Source organism: Terrabacter sp. Root85 (assembly GCF_001429185.1).
Lineage (GTDB): Bacteria > Actinomycetota > Actinomycetes > Actinomycetales > Dermatophilaceae > Terrabacter.
This window is the reverse complement of sequence record NZ_LMIW01000013.1, coordinates 213,160-232,635: the sequence shown is the minus strand read 5'-3', so window position 1 is coordinate 232,635 and position 19,476 is coordinate 213,160. Positions and strand designations below refer to the sequence as shown.

21 protein-coding genes and 2 tRNA genes are annotated in these 19,476 nt (G+C 70.2%); 8 read left to right on the top strand and 15 right to left on the bottom strand.

Annotation, left to right across the window (positions count from 1 at the left end; genetic code table 11):
• Positions 1-37: 37 nt before the first annotated feature.
• Positions 38-1,585: a DHA2 family efflux MFS transporter permease subunit gene (locus ASE25_RS20285; protein ID WP_056827178.1), complete on the top strand. Its 1,548-nt coding sequence runs from the start codon at positions 38-40 to the stop codon at positions 1,583-1,585.
• Positions 1,586-1,695: 110 nt separating this feature from the next.
• On the opposite strand, the gene ASE25_RS20280 is transcribed toward ASE25_RS20285, so the two are convergent.
• From ASE25_RS20280 to tig, 9 genes are all read right to left on the bottom strand, one after another.
• Complete coding sequence (locus ASE25_RS20280) at positions 1,696-2,334, bottom strand: hypothetical protein (RefSeq protein ID WP_056775942.1); 639 nt, start codon at positions 2,332-2,334, stop codon at positions 1,696-1,698.
• Positions 2,335-2,380: 46 nt separating this feature from the next.
• Positions 2,381-3,658 (bottom strand): ATP-dependent Clp protease ATP-binding subunit ClpX, encoded by a 1,278-nt coding sequence (gene clpX / locus ASE25_RS20275; protein ID WP_020144518.1) that lies wholly within the window; start codon positions 3,656-3,658, stop codon positions 2,381-2,383.
• A 148-nt stretch (positions 3,659-3,806) separates the two neighbouring features.
• A complete protein-coding gene (locus tag ASE25_RS20270) occupies positions 3,807-4,457 on the bottom strand; it encodes a hypothetical protein (RefSeq protein ID WP_157623523.1) in 651 nt (216 codons plus the stop codon).
• Between the two features lie 119 nt (positions 4,458-4,576).
• Positions 4,577-5,494 (bottom strand): hypothetical protein, encoded by a 918-nt coding sequence (locus tag ASE25_RS20265; protein ID WP_235508767.1) that lies wholly within the window; start codon positions 5,492-5,494, stop codon positions 4,577-4,579.
• A gap of 135 nt (positions 5,495-5,629) precedes the next feature.
• On the bottom strand, positions 5,630-5,884 hold the full coding sequence (locus tag ASE25_RS20260; protein ID WP_056775935.1) for an acyl-CoA-binding protein: 255 nt from the start codon (positions 5,882-5,884) through the stop codon (positions 5,630-5,632).
• A gap of 114 nt (positions 5,885-5,998) precedes the next feature.
• Positions 5,999-6,652, bottom strand: coding sequence for an ATP-dependent Clp protease proteolytic subunit (locus ASE25_RS20255; RefSeq protein ID WP_056759361.1), 654 nt, complete (start codon positions 6,650-6,652; stop codon positions 5,999-6,001).
• 30 nt (positions 6,653-6,682) lie between these two features.
• Positions 6,683-7,285 (bottom strand): ATP-dependent Clp protease proteolytic subunit, encoded by a 603-nt coding sequence (locus tag ASE25_RS20250; RefSeq protein ID WP_056777619.1) that lies wholly within the window; start codon positions 7,283-7,285, stop codon positions 6,683-6,685.
• A 246-nt stretch (positions 7,286-7,531) separates the two neighbouring features.
• Positions 7,532-7,834 (bottom strand): hypothetical protein, encoded by a 303-nt coding sequence (locus ASE25_RS20245; RefSeq protein WP_056827175.1) that lies wholly within the window; start codon positions 7,832-7,834, stop codon positions 7,532-7,534.
• A 178-nt stretch (positions 7,835-8,012) separates the two neighbouring features.
• On the bottom strand, positions 8,013-9,356 hold the full coding sequence (gene tig / locus ASE25_RS20240) for a trigger factor (RefSeq protein WP_056775932.1): 1,344 nt from the start codon (positions 9,354-9,356) through the stop codon (positions 8,013-8,015).
• A gap of 141 nt (positions 9,357-9,497) precedes the next feature.
• Here tig and ASE25_RS20235 point away from each other — a divergent pair, with 141 nt between their 5' ends.
• Positions 9,498-10,013, top strand: a complete 516-nt coding sequence (locus ASE25_RS20235; protein WP_056775930.1) for a hypothetical protein — start codon at positions 9,498-9,500, stop codon at positions 10,011-10,013.
• A 48-nt stretch (positions 10,014-10,061) separates the two neighbouring features.
• Here the strand turns inward: ASE25_RS20235 and ASE25_RS20230 are convergent, their stop codons facing one another.
• The gene (locus tag ASE25_RS20230) at positions 10,062-10,358 is read right to left on the bottom strand and encodes a DUF2087 domain-containing protein (RefSeq protein ID WP_056775929.1); all 297 of its coding nucleotides are present in this window, start codon (positions 10,356-10,358) and stop codon (positions 10,062-10,064) included.
• 45 nt (positions 10,359-10,403) lie between these two features.
• Positions 10,404-10,477, bottom strand: a tRNA-Gly gene (locus tag ASE25_RS20225).
• Positions 10,478-10,610: 133 nt separating this feature from the next.
• Here ASE25_RS20225 and ASE25_RS20220 point away from each other — a divergent pair.
• Positions 10,611-10,684: transfer RNA gene (locus tag ASE25_RS20220), tRNA-Pro, on the top strand.
• A gap of 239 nt (positions 10,685-10,923) precedes the next feature.
• Here ASE25_RS20220 and trmB read toward each other — a convergent pair.
• Entirely contained in the window at positions 10,924-11,670 is a 747-nt protein-coding gene (gene trmB, locus ASE25_RS20215) for a tRNA (guanosine(46)-N7)-methyltransferase TrmB (RefSeq protein WP_082623011.1), read from the bottom strand.
• A 132-nt stretch (positions 11,671-11,802) separates the two neighbouring features.
• Here trmB and ASE25_RS20210 point away from each other — a divergent pair, with 132 nt between their 5' ends.
• Positions 11,803-12,006 (top strand): antitoxin, encoded by a 204-nt coding sequence (locus ASE25_RS20210; RefSeq protein ID WP_056775927.1) that lies wholly within the window; start codon positions 11,803-11,805, stop codon positions 12,004-12,006.
• A gap of 98 nt (positions 12,007-12,104) precedes the next feature.
• On the opposite strand, the gene ASE25_RS20205 is transcribed toward ASE25_RS20210, so the two are convergent.
• The 3 genes from ASE25_RS20205 to ASE25_RS20195 form a co-directional block, all read right to left on the bottom strand.
• The gene (locus tag ASE25_RS20205) at positions 12,105-13,166 is read right to left on the bottom strand and encodes a PP2C family protein-serine/threonine phosphatase (RefSeq protein ID WP_235508766.1); all 1,062 of its coding nucleotides are present in this window, start codon (positions 13,164-13,166) and stop codon (positions 12,105-12,107) included.
• Positions 13,167-13,265: 99 nt separating this feature from the next.
• A complete protein-coding gene (locus ASE25_RS20200; protein WP_056775923.1) occupies positions 13,266-13,748 on the bottom strand; it encodes a ribose-5-phosphate isomerase in 483 nt (160 codons plus the stop codon).
• Positions 13,749-13,780: 32 nt separating this feature from the next.
• The gene (locus ASE25_RS20195; protein ID WP_056827173.1) at positions 13,781-14,416 is read right to left on the bottom strand and encodes a hypothetical protein; all 636 of its coding nucleotides are present in this window, start codon (positions 14,414-14,416) and stop codon (positions 13,781-13,783) included.
• Positions 14,417-14,555: 139 nt separating this feature from the next.
• Between ASE25_RS20195 and pepN the strand changes: the two genes are divergently transcribed.
• The 4 genes from pepN to ASE25_RS20175 all read left to right on the top strand — a co-directional run bounded on the left by pepN (position 14,556) and on the right by ASE25_RS20175 (position 19,435).
• Positions 14,556-17,129 (top strand): aminopeptidase N, encoded by a 2,574-nt coding sequence (gene pepN, locus ASE25_RS20190; protein WP_056827172.1) that lies wholly within the window; start codon positions 14,556-14,558, stop codon positions 17,127-17,129.
• Positions 17,130-17,327: 198 nt separating this feature from the next.
• Positions 17,328-18,254: a mechanosensitive ion channel family protein gene (locus tag ASE25_RS20185; RefSeq protein WP_235508765.1), complete on the top strand. Its 927-nt coding sequence runs from the start codon at positions 17,328-17,330 to the stop codon at positions 18,252-18,254.
• Positions 18,255-18,285: 31 nt separating this feature from the next.
• On the top strand, positions 18,286-18,672 hold the full coding sequence (locus tag ASE25_RS20180) for a globin (RefSeq protein ID WP_082619777.1): 387 nt from the start codon (positions 18,286-18,288) through the stop codon (positions 18,670-18,672).
• Between the two features lie 136 nt (positions 18,673-18,808).
• Entirely contained in the window at positions 18,809-19,435 is a 627-nt protein-coding gene (locus ASE25_RS20175) for a hypothetical protein (RefSeq protein ID WP_056827171.1), read from the top strand.
• Positions 19,436-19,476 lie beyond the last annotated feature (41 nt).

The following is a 19,476-nucleotide window of genomic DNA, read 5'->3' as shown; positions in this document are numbered from 1 at the left end:
CCACCACCACACCTGCATGCCTTCGAGAGGAACACCCATGTCTTCGACCACGGTCGATCAGGTGGACGAGCCCCAGAGCGACTTCACCTCCCACGACACCCCGCCGAAGCGCCTCGGCCTGGCGCTCTTCGTCATCTGCGCCGCCCAGCTCATGATCGTGCTCGACGGCACCATCGTGAACATCGCGCTGCCCCACATCGAGACCGACCTCGGCTTCAGCCAGGCGAACCTCCAGTGGGTCATCACCATCTACACGCTCGCCTTCGGTGGCGTGCTGCTGCTCGGCGGTCGCCTCGGTGACCTCTACGGCCGGCGTCGGCTCTTCTTCTGGGGCATCGTGCTGTTCACGCTGGCCTCGCTCGTCGCCGGCGTGGCCCAGAACGAGGCGATGATGCTCGCCGCCCGCGCCGTCCAGGGCCTCGGTGGCGCCCTCGCCGCCCCCAACGCGCTGGCGCTCATCACGACGACCTTCCCGGCCGGCAAGGAGCGCAACCGCGCCATGGGCGTCTTCGCCGCCATGTCCGGTGCCGGCGCCGCCATCGGCCTCATCCTCGGCGGTGCGCTGACCGAGATCGACTGGCGCTGGAACTTCTTCATCAACCTGCCGATCGGCATCGTCGTCGCGATCCTCGCCCTCCGCATCCTCACCGAGTCCGAGGACGGCGGCGGCACGCTCGACATCCCCGGCGCCATCACCTCGATCGCCGGCCTCTCCTCGCTCGTCTACGGCCTGACCCACGCCGCGAGCACCTCGTGGAGTGACGCCACGACGGTCACCTACCTCGCCATCGGTGTCGTCCTGCTCGTCGCCTTCGTCGTCATCGAGACGCGGGTCAAGCACCCGCTCCTGCCGATGCGCATCCCCGGCGACCGGACCCGCGGCACGTCCTACTTCGTCATGCTCATCGTTGGCGCCGGCATGTTCGCGATGTTCTACTTCCTCGGCATCTACATCCAGACGATCCTCGGCTACTCGCCGCTCAAGACGGGCCTCGCGTTCCTGCCCTTCTCGGTCGGCATCGTCGTCGCCGCGCAGCTCGCGTCGTTCCTCATCGCCAAGGTCGACCCCCGCTGGATCTCCGGCGCGGGCGCGGGCTTCGCTGCGCTCGGCATGTGGGGCTTCACCCACCTGACGCCGCAGAGCACGTATGCCGCCGACCTGCTGCCGTGGATCGTCGTCCTCGCCTTCGGCCTGGGCCTGATCTTCGTGCCGCTCACCCTGACGGCCGTCCACGGCGTCGCGCACGAGGACTCCTCGGTGGCCTCGGCCGTGCTCAACACGATGCAGCAGGTCGGCGGCACGCTCGGCCTCGCGACGCTGAGCACGATCTTCGTCAACAACATGGGCGACAAGGTCGCCGAGCTGACCGCGAAGCTGCCGCAGGGTGGCCCGGCTCCCTCCAAGGAGCAGCTGGCCGCGGCCCAGAAGATGATCGCCGACGAGGCGTTCACCTACGGCGCCAGCCGCGCCTACCTCGTCGCGGCGATCATGATCGCCGTCGCGGGCGTCGTCACCCTCGTCGCGCTCCACGTGCGACACGAGGAGCTCGCGACCGACGGCGCGGCCCCGGCCCACATGGGCTGACCTGCTCGACCCATCGAGAGGCCATCGAGAGGCCATCGAGAGGCCATCGAGAGGCCATCGAGAGGCCATCGAGAGGCCACCGTTCATGCGAACGGTGGCCTCTCGCCGTGTCAGGGGTGGGGATCGGCCCAGACGGCGGCCCAGGGCACGTCCCAGCCGGCGATGGCGAGACGGCGCTCGACGAAGGCGTGCTCCGGGAGGTCGACGACGCGCCCGACCGACGGCTCGTAGACGTCGAGCTCCTGCTCCCCCGTCGGCGGCAGGACGAGCACGACGTGCCGCGGCGCCCAGGCGTTGCCGACGTAGAGGAGCGCTGGACGGCCGGGACGCACCCGGGCGCGGAGGGCGGCATACGTGTGCCGGAGCCCGACGCGTCCGCGCTGGCGGAACCACGCGAGGTCGTAGTCGGCCTCGGGATCGGCGGCGCCGTACTCGAGCTCGTTCAGCGCGCCCCACGGGGGCGTGCCGAGCGCCCGCGGCCACGGCAGCTGCAGCCGGCGTCCCGCGCCGACCACGGCATTGGTGCGGGACGCGACGACCTGCTCGTAGGCGGCGAAGCGCTGGGCCTCGGTGCCACCGTCCGGCACGTCCCCGTCACGCGCATCCTTGCGTATGCCGTCCCGGATCCACTGCGCGAACATCGGGTTGGCGAGCATGCGGGCGACGGTCAACGAGGCCGACCCGCACGTCGTGCTCGTCTGCTGCACGGGCGCGTGGTCCCCGGCCACGAGCCGGAAGGGAGCGACCACGGGTCAGCCTCCGTTCACGCGGACGCGGCGCGGGCGGTCATGAGGGTCAGGCAGATTCCTTGCGCGGACGCTTGGCCCGCGGCTCGGCCTCGCGACGCACGATCGTCGGGTTGACGTTGTCGAGCACGACCTCGCGGGTCACGACGACCTTGGCGATCTCGTCGTCGCTCGGCACGTCGAACATCACGGGGAGGAGGACCTCCTCCATGATGGCGCGCAGTCCGCGAGCACCCGTGCCGCGCAGCAGCGCCTGGTCGGCGACCGAGGCGATGGCGTCGTCAGTGAACTCGAGGTCGACGCCGTCGATCTCGAACATCTTCTGGTACTGCTTGACGAGCGCGTTGCGCGGCACCGTGAGGATGTTGACGAGGGCCTGCTGGTCGAGCGGCGCCAGCGTCGTCAGGACGGGCAGGCGGCCGATGAACTCGGGGATGAGACCGAACTTCAGCAGGTCCTCGGGCATGACGTCCTGGAAGCTGTCGCCGAGGTCCTTGGGGTTGTGCAGCGGCTGGCCGAAGCCGAGGCCCTTGCGCCCCGAGCGCGACTCGATGATCTTCTCGAGGCCGGCGAAGGCGCCGCCGACGATGAAGAGCACGTTGGTCGTGTCGATCTGGATGAACTCCTGGTGCGGGTGCTTGCGCCCGCCCTGCGGGGGCACGGACGCGGTCGTGCCCTCGAGGATCTTGAGCAGGGCCTGCTGGACACCTTCGCCGGACACGTCGCGCGTGATCGACGGGTTCTCGCTCTTGCGGGCGATCTTGTCGACCTCGTCGATGTAGATGATGCCCGTCTCGGCCTTCTTGACGTCGTAGTCGGCGGCCTGGATGAGCTTGAGGAGGATGTTCTCGACGTCCTCGCCGACGTAGCCGGCCTCGGTCAGCGCCGTCGCGTCGGCGATGGCGAACGGGACGTTGAGCATCTTGGCCAGCGTCTGCGCGAGGTACGTCTTGCCCGAGCCCGTGGGGCCGATGAGCAGGATGTTCGACTTCGCGATGTCGATGTGGTCGTCGTCACGCTTGACGCCCTCACCGGCCTGGATGCGCTTGTAGTGGTTGTAGACGGCGACGGCGAGCGACTTCTTGGCGACGTCCTGGCCGATGACGTAGTTCTCGAGGAAGTCGAAGATCTCGCGCGGCTTCGGCAGGTGGTCGAGTCCCAGCTCGCTGCTCTCGGCGAGCTCCTCCTCGATGATCTCGTTGCAGAGGTCGATGCACTCGTCGCAGATGTACACACCGGGACCGGCGATGAGCTTCTTGACCTGCTTCTGGCTCTTCCCGCAGAAAGAGCACTTGAGGAGGTCTCCGCCTTCTCCGATGCGTGCCACCGATTCGCTCCTGGTTCGTCGGCGCCGAACGCTGGGGTGCACCCGGCAGGCCCCAACCTAGGGGCCGACTCCTATTAGACGACGAGGTGGCCCCCTCCCGCTCGCGCAACGCCGCTTGTCCGCTGATGGCGGACAAACGACGAGGCTGTCACTTGAACGGCGTTCCATTCGAATCGCGCTGTGGCGCATCGTCGCTGCCATCGGTCCGGCCACGCCGCCGACGGGTGAGGAGCCCGAGACCGATCGCCAGCGCGAGACCCCCGAACGTCACGACGAGCAGCCCCACGAGCGCGATGACGAGCATCGTCGTCAGCGACATCCCTCCGCCTCCCACGTCGACAGCCGCAGCACCGGGGAGCACGGCGCCGTCCGCAGCCGGCGCCCGGGCCGGACCGGCGGCAGCCATGAGGGCTCCGGCAGCATCGGTGCCGGTGGCGACGACGTCCTGGCAGCCGGTGCCCGTGAGCTCGCCGCCGGACTCGACGAGGGCGAAGACGTAGCTCCCGCCCGAGCTCACGAGGTCGGGACTCTCGGTCAAGGCCCGGACGTGCGTGGTCTGCGGCGCACTGCCCCGGTGGACCGCGCTGACCGCAATGGTCCAGGCGACCGGACGCGGGTTGTGGTCACCACCCGAGTCGTCCACCGCGGTGACGCGCCCGGTGAGCACGACGTCCGAGTCCGCGACCACCTGGGCGGGCTCGCGGCCCGCGCACGAGGCGAGCGCGGACGAGGGGGTCGCCACCAACCCGACGACCACGAGACCGACGAGCGCGACCAGCCGCACGACATACGTCCTCATGACGCGCAGCGTAGGGCGCGAGCTCCCGACGTGCCGCCTCGCCGGTCGCGCCGTGGCTGGATCGTTGCGGTCAAGCGGACGCCCCGACCGCAAACATCCCGCCACGGCGGGACCCACGCTCATGCCGGCTCCCGCAGGTCCTCCGACGTGCTCGGGAAGTGCCGCCGCCACTCGTCGTCGACCGGCGGGACCGGCATGCCACGGCCCCGCATCGCCGCGCGAATCCTGGACAGGGTCGCTGCCGGTGTGCGGTGGAGGTCCTTGGCGATGACGACGACGATGCGCCAGTCGTTGCCGTCGAGCCACTCGCGCCGGTCGCGGTCGGAGCCCCACTGCGTCTGCGAGTCCACCTGCTGCCACCCGTCGTACTCGATGACGAGGCCGTCGTCCGGATAGCTGAGGTCGAGACGGAACCGCACCTCACCGTGGGGCCAGTGGATCTTGTGGTTGACCACGGGTTCGGGCAGGCCCGACAGCACCATGAGCATGCGAAGGCGCGACTCCATGGCCGAGTCGACATCGGCGCGCACCAACCGTGCAGCCTTGCGAGCCAGCCGCCCACCCGTCCCTCGATGGGCGGTCGCTGCCTCGACGAGCAGGTCGACCGTCACTCGCTTCCGCCGCACGAGCGAGTCGCCGAGCACGACCAGGTCGACGAGGCTGAGCACAGCGGCGAGGTCGAGGAACGTCTGGACCGGGGTCGTGACGGGTAGGCCACGCCACCTCGTCGCCCGCTTCGGGCGGCCGCACCGATGGGTGCGGATGCCCTCGACCTGCGGACGGCGAGTAGGACAGGTCAGGTGCACGAAGCCGTCGTCCGGAACGACCGCTCCCCACAGGCGCGCTGCGCTGTGGTGCGAGACCGTTGCGTCCGGCGCGACGAGGAGGGCTCCCCTCGCCAGCAGGAGCGGCGTGAGCTCGGCCTCTCGGTCGACGTAGACGTCGTGGAAGAGCCGTCGAAACCGTGACGTGCGCAAGTGCCAGTCGGTGACGCCAGGAGGCCGCTGACCTCGGCGGAACGGCTGTGCAGTCGGCATGCCCGATCGTTGCGCGGTCCGGACGGCGTTCGCAGAAGTCGTCCACAGGCCTCCAGACCCCAGCCGTGGTGGGATGATCGCGGCCGCAGCGCCCGGTCCGCCGCAGAGATCCAGCCACGGCGGGACGAGGGCGGGTCAGGCGGACGTGAGGTCGCGGACGATCGCGACGTACTGCTCCTGCGCCGCCTCCGGGGCCGTGCCCGAGAGCTTGGCCCACGCGTCGTACTTCGCGCGCCCGACCGGGTTGGTGAAGCCGGGACGCGACCCGCTCACGTCGCCGGCCGTCGCCTGCTTGAAGAGGCCGTAGAGCCGCAGCTTGACCTCGTTGCCGGGGTCGGTCGTCAGGCCCTTGACCGACTCGACAGCCTGCTCGAACTCCGCACTCGCCATGACCGCACCTCCACGCTCGACACCAGGTTCACCGAACATCCAAGCAGGTACGCCGAGGGCCGGGTCCCGGCGGAGCCCGGCCCAGCGGCACACGTGCTCGTGACGAGCGGGAGGTCAGTCCTCGAGCGAGGCCTTGCGCGAGGCGAGGACCTCGTCGATGAGGCCGTAGGTCTTGGCGTCCTCGGACGACAGGATCTTGTCGCGCTCGATGTCGCTGCGGACCTGCTCGGACGTGCGCCCCGTGTGGTGCGCGAGGGTGTCCTCGAGCCACGTCCGCATGCGCAGCACCTCGTTGGCCTGGATCTCGATGTCCGAGGCCTGGCCGTAGTCGCCGCCCGAGAGCGCCGGCTGGTGGATGAGGATGCGGGCGTTCGGCAGGGCGAAGCGCTTGCCCGGTGCACCGGCGCCGAGGAGCACGGCGGCGGCCGAGGCGGCCTGTCCGATGACGAACGTCTGGATGTCGGGCCGGACGAACTGCATCGTGTCGTAGATGGCCGTCATGGCCGTGAACGAGCCACCCGGGCTGTTGATGTACATGAGGATGTCGCGGTCGGGATCGAGCGACTCCAGCACGAGCAGCTGGGCGATGATGTCGTCGGCCGACGCGTCGTCGACCTGCACGCCGAGGAAGATGATGCGGTCCTCGAAGAGCTTGTTGTAGGGGTCGGACCGCTTCATGCCGTAGGAGGTGCGCTCCTCGAACTGCGGCAGGATGTAGCGGCTCGAGGGCTGGGCCACCGCGAGGCGGTTGGTGGGTTCGATGTTCATGCGTGTCTCCAAGTCCTGGTCAGGCCGCGGTCAGTTCTCGGCCTTGGCGTCGGCCTGGCCGACACCCTTGCCCTCGACCGCCTGGTCGGAGCGGCTGAACACGTGGTCGACGAAGCCGTACTCCTTGGCCTCCTCCGCGCTGAACCAGCGGTCGCGGTCGGAGTCCTTCTCGATCTGCTCGACGGTCTGCCCGGTGTGCTCGGCGATGAGCTGCGCCATCTGCTTCTTGACGTAGAGCATCTGCTCGGCCTGGATCTTGATGTCGGTGGCGGTGCCGCCGATGCCGCCCGAGGGCTGGTGCATCATGACGCGGGCGTGGGGCGTGGCATAGCGCTTGCCCTGCGTGCCGGCCGACAGCAGGAACTGGCCCATCGAGGCGGCCATGCCCATCGCGACGGTGGCGACGTCGTTGGGGATCCAGTTCATCGTGTCGAAGATGGCCATGCCGGCGGAGATCGAACCGCCGGGGCTGTTGATGTAGAGCCAGATGTCCTTCTCAGGGTCCTCGGCCGAGAGCAGCAGCAGCTGCGCGGCGATGGCGTTCGCGTTGTCGTCGCGCACGTCGGACCCGAGGAAGATGATCCGCTCCTTGAGCAGGCGGTTGTAGATGTGGTCGTCCAGACCACCCGGCATGCCGTTGCCGTTGGCGGAGGTCTCCGAAATCACCGTGTCTCCATCGTCGAAGTGGTCCAGCCTCTCGCCACGGGATGTGGCGCCTGGCTGGCTCGTCACTGACCCTAACGCCCGACCCCTCGGCCAGATTTCCCGAACCGCGCCGTGTTCGCCGTGAGCGCACAAACCTGAGCGGGAGGGGCGCAACCACACGCACGGACCCCACCGGTCGTATGCCGTCCGGCGGGGTCGGTGGGTCGAGCGCGGTCAGTCGGTCAGGCCGTTGTCCTGGCCCGAGTCGCCGAGGTCGGAGGCGTCGCTCTCGGGGCCGGTCTGCTCGGACGCGTCGTCGAAGGAGCCGTTGCCGCCGGCCTGGTCGAGCGAGCGGTCCCGCGGCTCGTCGACGGCGTTGCTGCCGTCGAGGTTGCCGCGGTCGGCGTCGTCGCCCTGGCCCTGCGGCGCGGGCCCGTCGCTGCCGTCGTCGTGCCCGGGGACGTTGGTGCCGTCGGCGTCGGTGCTGTTGATGTCGGTGTCCGCCATGCCTGCGGCCGACTCGTCGGTGCTGCTCATCTCTGGCTCCCTCGTCGAGGTGCGTGCCGCCGGACGGCGACCGTAGGCCACGTACCCGGGCCACCGGGTGGACAACCGCGGGGACACCAGCGGGGCCACCCCGTAGGTGGGACCCGGACACGGCGTGAGGCCGGCTCCCGAGCGGGAGCCGGCCTCACGGCGTTCGTGGTGGTGACGGTCAGGCGTCGGCCTTCTCGGCCTTCGCCTCGTCGGTGCCCTCGGCGGCGTCGACAGCCTCGTCCTCGTCGCCCTCGGTGCCGGGAACGGCCTCGTTGAGGTCGATGACGTTGCCGGCGGTGTCCTTGACGGAGACCTTCTCGAGGACCGTGGCGAGCGCCTTGCGGCGGGCGACCTCGGCGACCATGGCGGGGATCTGACCCTCCTGGTCGAGCGACTGGGCGAACTGGTTGGGGTCCATGCCGTACTGCTGCGAGCTCATGACGAGGAACTCGATGAGCTCCTGCTGCTCGACCTTGACCTCTTCCTTCTCGGCGATGGCGTCGAGGACGAGCTGGGTCTTGAGGCCCTTGCGGGTGCTCTCGCCGACCTCGGCACGGTGCTCGTCGTCCTCGAGGCGACCCTCGCCCTCGAGGTGGCTGTGCACCTCGGCCTCGACGATGCTCTCGGGGATCGGGACCTCGATCTTCTCGAGGATGGCCTCGAGGAGCTGGTCGCGGGCCGCGACGCCCTGGGCGAACTTGGCGTCGACCTCGGCCTTGGCCGTGAGGTCGGCCTTGAGCTCGTCGAGCGTGTCGAACTCCGAGGCCAGCTGGGCGAACTCGTCGTCGAGCTCGGGCAGCTCGCGCTCCTTGACCGCGGTGACGGTCACGGTGCAGCTGGCGTCCTGGCCCTCCTGGTCGCCACCGGCGAGGGGGGCGGTGAACTGCTTGGTCTCGTCGGCCGTCATGCCGACGAGCGCCTCGTCGAGGCCCTCGAGCATGTTCTTGCTGCCGACCTCGTAGGAGACACCGGTGACCTCGTCGATCTGCTCGCCGTCGATCTCGGCGGACAGGTCGATGGAGACGAAGTCGCCGTCCTGGACGGCGCGGTCGACGCCCTTGAGCGTGCCGAAGCGGGCACGGAGGTCGGTGAGGCGCTGCTCGACGGCCTCGTCCTCGACCTTGGCCTCGTCGACGGTCAGCTCGATGTCGCTGAAGTCGGGCAGGTCGATCTCGGGACGCTTGTCGACCTCGGCCGTGAAGACGAAGTCCTCGCCGTCGGTCGCGGGCACCTGGAGGTCGGTGATCTCGGGCTGGCCGAGCGGGCGAACCTCGTTCTCCTCGAGGGCCTGGCCGTAGAACGTCGGAAGGGCGTTGTTGACGGCCTCCTCGAGGACGGCCGCACGGCCGACGCGCTGCTCGATGATGCGGGCCGGCACCTTGCCCTTGCGGAAGCCGGGCACCTGGATGTGCTCACCGATGTGCTTGATGGCCGCGTCGAGGCTCGGCTTGAGCTCCTCGAACGGGACCTCGACGGTCATCTTGACCCGGGTCGGGCTGAGGGTCTCGAGCGCACTCTTCACTGCGGGGTACTCCATAGGGGCTGGTGCCGACGTGGTCGTCGACGGTGAACGGACGGGCCAGCGCACCATGCTATAGGCCGCGCGGCGGATGGCTAAATGCGCGGATCGTCCGCCGGGCCCCCGCGCCTATGCTCGGGAGCCATGAGCACCCCTCCCGGCCCCTTCGCCTCCCCCGAGAGCGCCGCCCTGCGCCCGATCCAGATGGTGTCGGTCGCGGTCGGCATGGGAGCCCTGATGCTCAGTGCCGTGCGGATCCTCGTCGACCCGTCGGCGCCCCTGCCGTCACCGTGGGCCGTCGGCATCGTGCTTGCCACGCTCGTCGGGTCGGCCACCCTGATCCGCTACGTCGGGTATGCCGTTCCGGCGCTCCCGCACGGCCTGCCGCGCGAGAACGCGGAGACGACGAGCCTGCGCTACTTCACGTCGACGACGACCCTGCGCACCGCGCTGGCCGAGGCCCCCGTGCTCGTGGCGTTCGCGTGCTCGTTCGTCTTCACCCCGCACTCGTGGCTGACCCTGCTCATCGCGCTGCCGGGCGGGCTCGCGCTCTTCTGGGTGCACGGGTGGCCGTCGCCGCGCACGGCTGCCGCCGTCGAGGCCGGTCTCGAGGCCGACGGCGCCGAGAGCTGGCTCAGCGAGGCGCTCGGCTTCCGCTGAGCCCGAACTGACGTATGCCGTGTGGCGCGGGCTGAGGGACCGGCGCAGTCAGTCGACGGTCCCGCCGCTGCGCCAGTAGAACCCGTCGGCCCGGTCGAGGAAGCCCTCCTCGACGAGGTAGCGGCGCAGGGCCGCGACGTCGGGGTGGAAGGCGCGCAGGCGGTTGTTGACCTGGCTCTCGTCGTAGCGCTCGCCGGGCTCGAACTCCTGCGACAGCAGGTCGAGGACGACGAGGCGCTTGCGGATCTTCGTGGGGATGCTCGTCAGGGTGCCGTCGGCGGCGAGGAACGAGCGGAGGACGGCGTCGCGGTCGCGGAGGGCGTCTTGCAGGTCTGGGCGGAACATGCGACCCACGCTAGGAAGCGGGGCGTGCCGACGCCAAGGGAGTTTTGGAGCGGGCGACGAGAATCGAACTCGCGTGATCAGTTTGGAAGACTGAGGCTCTACCATTGAGCTACGCCCGCGGGGCACCGGTCTTGCCGGCGATCCGAGGCGTCAGCCTACTGGTTCGCGCCCGATGCACAGAAATCGACCCGCCCGCGCCGCGTGGGAAGAGGTCGGTTCGCCCGCCGGTTGTCGGCTACGATTCCGACGCCACGGGGTGTGGCGCAGCTTGGTAGCGCATTGCGTTTGGGACGCAAGGGCCGCAGGTTCAAATCCTGTCACCCCGACTTCGCGAAGCGGGGAAGGAAGCAGCCGACGCAGTCGGCCCTCCTTCCCCGCTTCGCTGCGTCGGGGAGACAGGATGCCGGGAGGCCGAGCAGGCGCGGCGAGGAACGAGCCGCGGCAGCGAGGCCGGCGTCCTGTCTCCCCGAGAGGCAGCGACGCGGCTCGGTCCGAAGGTCGTGGAGATCATCCGGCACCAGGCGCCGAAGGAACTCCTCGACCTGCCCGGCTGACGGTCGCACGGCTAGGGCAAGAGGTCCAGGCGCAGCTCATTGATCGTGCGCCCGGCCGCGATCCCCTTGGCCTCGAAGCCGTCCCGTGGCCGCCACTGCGGCCGGTCGATGCGATGGGCCTCGAAGCGCGGGTGTGCCGCGACCTCGGCGAGCGCGTGCTCGGCGTAGAAGTCCTGGTCGGTGGCGATGAGCACGTGGCCGCGCGGCTTGAGCACGCGCGCGAGCAGGTCGAGGTTGGCGGGGCTGACGAAGCGCCGCTTCGTGTGCTTCTGCTTGCGCCACGGGTCGGGGAAGAAGAGGTGGACGGCGTCGAACGTGGCATCGGTGACCCGCTCCTCGAGGAAGAGCACGGCGTCGCCGATCTCGACACGCAGGTTCGGCACCCCCGCCTCGTCGGCATCGGCGAGCATCCGGGCGAGTCCCGGGGTGTGGACGTCCATGGCGAGGATGTCGCGCTCGGGGAACGCGGCGGCATACGCGATCGCGGCGTGGCCGTGGCCGCAGCCGATCTCGAGCACGACGGGGGCGGTGCGCCCGAACGCGGCAGCGGGCTCGAAGGGCCCGTCTGGCACGGAGCGCGCGGGCGCGAGCCGCTCGACGCGGTCCTTGGTCAGGGACGACAGCCGGCCCCGGCGCACGAAGGTGCGGACGCGCGCGGGCGCGACGCCGGGCGGCAGGTCGGGCACGACGTGCTCCTTGCGCCGGTCGGGGCCGGCCTCGCGGGTCGGCGTCGTCGCTTCGGTGGGGTGCTCGCTCACGCAGGCATCGTAGTGACGGGCGGCGTCCACCCGAAGTTCGCGGCGGCACGCCTGCTCCGAGGAGGCCCGCGGGGCTACGGTGACAGGTGCACGGGGGCCACGAGACGGTCCTCGACGACGGAAAGGCTAGTCATGGGCGTCTTCGACAACATGAAGGACAAGGTCAGCGGGCTCGTCGACCAGCACGGCGACCAGGTGGGCGACGGCGTCGACAAGGCCGGCGACCTCGTCGACGAGAAGACGGGCGGCCAGTACGCCGACAAGGTCGACCAGGGTCAGGACGGCCTGAAGAACGCGCTCGACGGCCTCGACGGCCAGGACGACGACATCAACTGATCGTCACGGCCCCGCGCGCCGGGACGCGAGAGGCGGTGACCCGGCCGGGTCACCGCCTTCGTCGTGCACCGTCCGGGCCCCCGGAGGGTCGCGACCCGTCAGGTGCGCCAGATCGTCACGACGGCGCGGTCGTCGCCGAGACCGGCCGCGGCCTGGTCGCAGAGCCGCTGGGCGAGCCCCTCGAAGCCGGTGCGGATGAACGACTCGGCGCGGCCGAGCATGCGGTCGATGCCGTCGACGAGGGCCTTGTCGCGGGCCTCGATGACCCCGTCGCTGTAGAGCACGAGGGCGTCGCCGCGACGGATCGTGCCGGTCTCGCGGGGGTACTCGGCGTGGTCGATGACGCCGAGCAGCGGCCCGCGACCACCGGAGAGCATCCGCCAGCGGCCCGACCCGGCCGCGAACTGCGCGGCGGCGGGGTGGCCGGCGTAGCCGATGGTGAAGTTGCCGGTCTCGAGGTTGACGGCGACGTGCACGGCCGTCGCGAAGCCCTCGGGCCAGCGCAGTCGCAGCAGGTGGTTGTTGGCGGACTGGAGGAAGCCCCGCTCGCTCATCTCGCCGAGCAGGCCCCCCAGCGCGCCGGAGAGGAGCAGCGACCGGGCCCCGACCTCGCGACCCTTGCCGGAGACGTCGACGAGGGCGATCTCGAGGGTGCAGCCGTCGGTGGAGCGACTCGCGACGACGAAGTCGCCGGCGAAGCTGTCGCCGTACGCCGACTCGAGCGCGACCTCGGCCCCCCACTGCGCGGGCAGCGGCGGCAGCTCGCCCTGGGCGCGGAGCCGGTCGCGCATGTCGACGAGCATCGACTCACCCGTGACCCCGACGACGCCGACCTGGGCCCTGGCGTGCGAGAGCCAGATCATGAGCAGCATCGTGACGACGGTGACGATCTGCGCCCCCGTGGTGGTCGGCTTCACCGGACCGAGGTAGGCCCCGAGGATCGCCATGGCTAGGAAGAGGCCGATGTAGACGACGAGCAGGTAGCGCGGCTCGAGGAACAGGCCGGCGGCCACGACGATGAGGCCGTAGACGCCCCACGGGACCACCGTCGGCCACACGAAGACGGCCGCCGTCGCGAGGATGCTGAGGAGCAGGAACGCCGTGACGACGACCCAGGGGGCACGGCTGAGCCACGGGCCCAGGAGTCGGAGTCGTCGCATCGGTCCGGCAGCGTAGCGCGGGCGTCGAGAGACGGAGCTCTCGTTGTGGGCCACGTGCCTCCCTTGCGGCGATGAAGGGGGACGGCGGACGTCGCGACGTCAGCGTGCGTCCGAGTCCGGCAAAGCCGGCAAGTCCCCCGTGGTCTCGTACGCGGAAACCATACCCAGACGACGGCTGTGGCGCGCCTCATCCGTGAACTTCGTCGCCACGAAGGTGTCGACGATCTCCTTGGCGACGTCGTCGGCCGTGAACCGCGCCCCGATGGAGACGACCTGCGCGTTGTTGTGCTCGCGCGCGAGGCTCGCGAGCTCGGCGTTGTAGGCGAGCGCCGCCCGGATGCCGCTGACCTTGTTGGCCGCCATCTGCTCGCCGTTGCCCGACCCCCCGAGCACGACGCCGAGCGAGCCCTCGTCGGCCGCGACGGCCTCGGCCGCACGGAGCACGAACACCGGGTAGTCGTCCTGGGCGTCGTACGTGAACGGGCCGTGGTCGACGACCTCGTGGCCCGCGTCGCGCAGGTGCGTGGCGAGGGACTGGTGGAGCTCGTAGGCCGCGTGGTCGCCGCCGATGTGGATGCGCATGTCCGTCCTTGGGTGCGTCGAGTGAGGAAGGGTCAGGTGAAGATGGGACCGAGAGTGCGGGTGCGCTTGAGCTCGAAGAAGCCGGGCGTGCTCGCGACGAGCACGCAGCCGTCCCAGAGCCGGGCGGCGTCCTCGCCCTTGGGCGCGGGCGTCACGACGGGGCCGAAGAAGGCGACGCCGTCGACGGCGATGATCGGCGTGCCGACGTCGGTGCCGACGAGGCTGATCCCGCGCTTGTGGCTGCGGTGCAGGGCCGCGTCGTGCTTCTTGTGGTGGGCCTCCTTGGCCAGGTCGACGGGCAGGCCCACCTCCTCGAGCGACTCGCGGATGACCTCGTCGAAGTCGTTCATCTTGCGCAGGTGGATGCGGGTGCCCATGGCGTCGTAGAGCGGCTTGATGACGGAGTCACCGTGCGCCTCGACGGCGGCGATGATGACCCGGACCGGGCCCCACGCCTCGTCCATCCGTGCCCGGTAGGCGGCGTCGAGGTCGTGACGGTGCTCGTTGAGGACCGCGAGGCTCATGACCGACCAGGTCACCTCGATGTCGCGCAGCGTCTCGACCTCCATGAGCCAGCGGGAGGTCATCCAGGCCCACGGGCAGATCGGGTCGAACCACATCTCGACGGCGTCGCGGCTCGTCTTCGGGCTGTCCTTCACATCGGCCATGCGGCCCATCATGGCACTGCCACCTGCCCGCCCATCGCGGTGGTGGACGGGTCGGGGTTCCGTGCGAGGATGGCCCGCGACGACGGCGTCCGACCGACGATCCGTCGCGCCCCCAGCACCCTTCCCAGGAGGTCCCTACGTGCCCGGCAAGAACCTGACCCGCGACGAGGCGGCGAGCCGCGCCAGCATCCTGCGCGTCGACTCCTACGACGTCCGTCTCGACCTGACGACGGGTCCGGACAACTTCCACACCGTCACCACGGTCACGTTCAGCTGCTCCGAGCCCGGCGCCGACTCGTTCATCGACCTCATCGCCGACTCCGTCGAGAAGGTCACGCTCAACGGCGTGGACCTCGACCCCGCCGAGGTCTTCGCGGACTCCCGCATCGCCCTCGCCGGCCTGGCCGCCGAGAACGAGCTCACCGTCGACGCCACCGGCCGCTACACCAATACCGGCGAGGGGCTGCACCGCTTCGTCGACCCGGTCGACAACGAGGTCTACCTCTACACGCAGTTCGAGGTCCCGGACTCCCGGCGGATGTATGCCGTCTTCGAGCAGCCCGACCTCAAGGCGTCCTTCCGCTTCACGGTGACCGCCCCGGCGCACTGGAAGGTGATCAGCAACTCCCCCACGCCCGCCCCGCAGGCCGCCGGCGTGGCCGACGGCGTCGAGCGCGCGACGTGGTCGTTCGAGCCGACGCAGCGCATCTCCTCGTACATCACGGCACTCATCGCCGGCCCCTACGACGAGGTCCGTGACGAGGTCGAGACCCGCAAGGGTGTCGTGCCGCTCGGCGTCTTCTGCCGCAAGTCGCTGACGCAGTACCTCGACGCCGACAACATCTTCGACTGCACCAAAAAGGGCTTCGCGTTCTTCGAGGAGGAGTTCGACCAGCCGTACCCGTTCGAGAAGTACGACCAGATCTTCACGCCCGAGTACAACATGGGCGCGATGGAGAACGCCGGCGCGGTGACCTTCGTCGAGGTCTACATCTTCCGGTCCAAGGTGTCCGAGGCGAAGATCGAGCGCCGCGCCCTGACGATCCTGCACGAGCTGGCCCACATGTGGTTCGGCAACCTCGTGACGATGAAGTGGTGGGACGACCTCTGGCTCAACGAGTCGTTCGCCGAGTGGGCGTCGACGACGTGCCAGGCCGAGGCCACCGAGTGGACGAGCGCGTGGACGACCTTCGGGACGTCGGAGAAGGCGTGGGCCTACACCCAGGACCAGCTCTCCTCGACGCACCCGATCGCGGCCGACATGCGCCACCTCGAGGACGTCGAGGTCAACTTCGACGGCATCACGTACGCCAAGGGTGCGTCCGTGCTCAAGCAGCTCGTCGCGTATGTCGGGCGCGAGCCCTTCGTGGCCGCGCTGCGCGAGTACTTCCGCAAGCACGCGTGGGGCAACACGACGCTGGCCGACCTGCTCGGCGAGCTCGAGAAGGCCTCGGGCCGCGAGCTGACCGAGTGGAGCAAGCTGTGGCTCGAGACGGCCGGCGTCAACACGCTGCGCCCCGTCTTCGAGGTCGACGCCGACGGCCGCTACAGCTCGTTCGCGGTCACGCAGACCGCGACCGAGGAGTACCCGACGCTCCGCCCCCACCGCATCGGCATCGGGCGGTATGCCGTCCGTCCGGGTCAGGGCGGCGACGTGCTCGAGCGCATCGGCTACGACGAGGTCGACATCGCGGGAGAGCGCACCGACCTGGCCGAGCTCGTCGGCCAGGAGCAGCCGGACCTGCTGCTGCTCAACGACGACGACCTCGCCTACGGCAAGATCCGCCTCGACGAGCGGTCGCTCGCGACGGCGCTCTCCCTCCCCCGCGGTTTCACCGACTCGCTGCCGCGCTCGCTCGTGCTCGGCGCGACGTGGGACATGACGCGCGACGGCGAGATGCCGGCTCGTGACTTCGTCCGCTTCGTCCTCGAGTCGATGCCGGGCGAGACGGACTCCACGCTGCTGCGGGTCCTGCTCGGCCAGGTGTCGACGGCGGCCCGGCTCTACACGGCTCCGGAGCACCGGTCCGAGGTGTCGGCTCTGCTGTCGTCGTCCCTGCGCTCGCTCGCCGAGACGGCCGAGGCCGGCAGCGACGCCCAGTTCCAGCTCGTCGAGGCCTGGGCGGGCTCGACGTCCGACCCGGCCGACGAGGCTCGCCTGCGCGCGCTGCTGACCGGGACCGAGACGCTGCCGGGCCTCACCACCGACACGGAGCTGCGGTGGACCTTCCTCAAGGCCCTCGCGGCCCTCGGGGTGGCCGACGACATCGAGATCGAGACCGAGCTCGACCGTGACCCGACGGCCACCGGCAAGGAGCGCGCCGCCGAGGCGCTCGCCGCGCGACCGACCGCCGAGGCCAAGGCCGACGCCTGGGCCAAGGCCGTCGAGCGCAACGACCTGTCCAACCAGATGGTCGAGGCGGTCAGCGCCGGCTTCCGACGCAGCCGCGACCTGACGCTGCTCGAGCCGTACGTCGAGAGCTACCACGCGATGCTCGTCGACGCGTGGGCCGAGCGCAGCGTCGCCATCGGTGAGCGGGTCGTCGGCGGCTTCTACCCGTTCTCGCTCGCCAGCCAGGAGCTCAAGGACGCCTCGGACGCGTGGCTCGCGGCCAACGCCGACGCGGCGCCCGGCCTCGTGCGCACGGTCGCCGAGAACCGCGACACCATCGCGCGCGCCCTCGTGGCGCAGGAGCGCGACCGCCGCGGCTGAGCCCGTGGTGCGGGGCCGTCCGGACGGGCCGCCCCGCACCCAGGCTCCGCCGAGCCCGACTCCGAGCCTTCCTGACCGACCCTGACCGAGACCCTTGACGAGACCCTGACCGAGACTCCTGTGATCGACGCCTTCACGAACCTGACCGCTTTCGGCTCCACCCCGACACCCAGCCCGCCACCCGCCCAGGACCCAGCCATGACGCTTTCCATGCCCGACCTGTCGACCCTGACGTGGGCCGGGGTCGGCGACTGGCTCGCCGGTGCGCCGTTGCTGATCCTGACGACCGTCGTCCTCGGTGTCGTCGCGCGCTGGGTGCTGCACCGGCTCATCGACCGGGTGGTCGCGACGGCGACGTCCCGGCGGGCGGAGCACCTCGCGAGGATCCCCGGCGCCGGGCGGGCGCTACAGGCGGTGGGCGGCGTCGCCAACGCCCGCCACGTGCAGCGCACCGAGACCGTCGGAGCCCTGCTCAAGAGCATCACGACGTTCGTCGTCTTCGGGATCACCGCGCTCACGGTGATGTCGCTCGTGGGCATCCCCCTCGGGCCGATGCTCGCCTCCGCCAGCGTCGGCGGCGTGGCCCTGGCGTTCGGAGCCCAGAGCCTCGTCAAGGACTTCCTCTCAGGCGTCTTCATGATCGTCGAGGACCAGTACGGCGTCGGCGACGTCATCGACACGGGTGAGGTCGTCGGCACGGTCGAGAACGTGTCGCTGCGCGTCACCCAGCTGCGCGACGCGGGCGGCATGACGTGGTACGTCCGCAACGGCGAGATCATCCGCATCGGCAACAAGACGCAGGGCTGGTCGACGGCGATCGTCGACGTACCGATAGCCTACGACCAGGACGTCGAGAAGGCGATCACCGTGATCCGCGACGTCGTCGGCGTCATGGACGACGACGACGCCTTCAAGAACATCCTCCTCGAGGAGCCGAACGTCGTCGGCGTCGAGTCGATCGCGAACGGCGTCATCACGATCCGCATCATCGCCAAGACGATCGCCAACGAGCAGTTCGGCGTGCAGCGCGAGATGCGCGAGCGGGTCAAGGCGGCCTTCGACCGTGCCGGCGTGCGCAGCCCCCAGCCCGTCATGCCGCCCTACGGCGGGGCGGCCCCGCAGTGACCGCCGGCACCGCTCTGGGAGACTGGCCGACGTGACGTTCTACGACGACTTCGGTGGCCACGAGACCTTCGACCGGCTCGTGCGCGAGTTCTACCGCGGCGTCGCGGAGGACCCTCCGCTGCGTGCTCTCTATCCCGAGGAGGACCTCGGACCGGCGCAGGAGCGCCTGCGGATGTTCTTCGAGCAGTACTGGGGCGGACCCACGACCTACTCCGAGCAGCGTGGACACCCGCGGCTGCGGATGCGCCACGTGCCGTATGCCGTGACGCCCGACATGCGTGACCGCTGGCTGCTGCACATGATGAACGCCGTCGACACGCTCGAGCTCTCCCCCGAGAACGACGACCGGCTGCGTGACTACCTCACCCGGGCGGCATACTCCCTCGTCAACGCGCCGGGACCCGACGGCACCTTCTGAGCACGGCCTCACACTCCCGAGGACTCACAGCAACTCACAGCACATTCACGGGTCAGGGTCCTCGAGCCGGGTGTTCTCTGGAGTCAGGTGTTTCCACGGTCGGACCACGCGTCCGACGACGACGGAGGGATGCGGCATGGTGTCGATCAACAAGAAGGTGGCAGGCGTCGCCGTGGTGGGTGCCGCGGCAGCCGCCATCGGACTCGGTGTCTCACAGGGGGCCCGCGCCGACGACGCCACGACGACGACGACCCCCACCCCGACGGCGACCTCGACCTCGACCTCGACCCAGGGAGACCCCAACCAGGGCACGACCGACAGCACGCCGGGTAACGGGCGCGGCTGGGGCCCCGGTGGCCGCCACGGCGGCATGGGACCCGGCATGGGCAAGGGCGTGGACCTCGCGGCGCTCGCAACGAAGCTCGGCGTCGACCAGACCAAGCTCGAGGATGCCCTCAAGGCCGTGCGACAGGACCTCAAGGCCAAACCCACTCCCGGCCAGGGCACGGCGACGAAGCCCGACCCCGCGACGATGCAGGACGAGCTGGCGACGAAGCTCGCGAGCGAGCTGGGCATCGATGCCGCCAAGGTCAAGGCGGCGTTCGCCGACCTTCGCGCTGCGCACGAGGCCGATGAGCAGAAGGCGTTCGACGACCGCCTCGCGCAGGCCGTCAAGGACGGCACGCTGACCCAGGCGGAGGCCGACGCGGTCAAGAAGGCCGCCAAGGCCGGCGTCATCGACATGCACGACGGACCCCACTGACGGTGGGCTGACTGCGCCGACGCAGGGCGTCACACGGGTCC

Bases quoted from the DNA above. Each gene is read 5' to 3' on its own strand.
- ASE25_RS20285 (WP_056827178.1), top strand. From the start codon at position 38: ATGTCTTCGACCACGGTCGATCAGGTGGACGAGCCCCAGAGCGACTTC.
- ASE25_RS20270 (WP_157623523.1), bottom strand. From the start codon at position 4,457: ATGAGGACGTATGTCGTGCGGCTGGTCGCGCTCGTCGGTCTCGTGGTC.
- ASE25_RS20265 (WP_235508767.1), bottom strand. From the start codon at position 5,494: ATGCCGACTGCACAGCCGTTCCGCCGAGGTCAGCGGCCTCCTGGCGTC.
- ASE25_RS20260 (WP_056775935.1), bottom strand. From the start codon at position 5,884: ATGGCGAGTGCGGAGTTCGAGCAGGCTGTCGAGTCGGTCAAGGGCCTG.
- ASE25_RS20255 (WP_056759361.1), bottom strand. From the start codon at position 6,652: ATGAACATCGAACCCACCAACCGCCTCGCGGTGGCCCAGCCCTCGAGC.
- ASE25_RS20250 (WP_056777619.1), bottom strand. From the start codon at position 7,285: ATGCCGGGTGGTCTGGACGACCACATCTACAACCGCCTGCTCAAGGAG.
- ASE25_RS20245 (WP_056827175.1), bottom strand. From the start codon at position 7,834: ATGAGCAGCACCGACGAGTCGGCCGCAGGCATGGCGGACACCGACATC.
- ASE25_RS20235 (WP_056775930.1), top strand. From the start codon at position 9,498: ATGAGCACCCCTCCCGGCCCCTTCGCCTCCCCCGAGAGCGCCGCCCTG.
- ASE25_RS20230 (WP_056775929.1), bottom strand. From the start codon at position 10,358: ATGTTCCGCCCAGACCTGCAAGACGCCCTCCGCGACCGCGACGCCGTC.
- ASE25_RS20210 (WP_056775927.1), top strand. From the start codon at position 11,803: ATGGGCGTCTTCGACAACATGAAGGACAAGGTCAGCGGGCTCGTCGAC.
- ASE25_RS20205 (WP_235508766.1), bottom strand. From the start codon at position 13,166: ATGCGACGACTCCGACTCCTGGGCCCGTGGCTCAGCCGTGCCCCCTGG.
- ASE25_RS20200 (WP_056775923.1), bottom strand. From the start codon at position 13,748: ATGCGCATCCACATCGGCGGCGACCACGCGGCCTACGAGCTCCACCAG.
- ASE25_RS20195 (WP_056827173.1), bottom strand. From the start codon at position 14,416: ATGGCCGATGTGAAGGACAGCCCGAAGACGAGCCGCGACGCCGTCGAG.
- ASE25_RS20185 (WP_235508765.1), top strand. From the start codon at position 17,328: ATGACGCTTTCCATGCCCGACCTGTCGACCCTGACGTGGGCCGGGGTC.
- ASE25_RS20175 (WP_056827171.1), top strand. From the start codon at position 18,809: ATGGTGTCGATCAACAAGAAGGTGGCAGGCGTCGCCGTGGTGGGTGCC.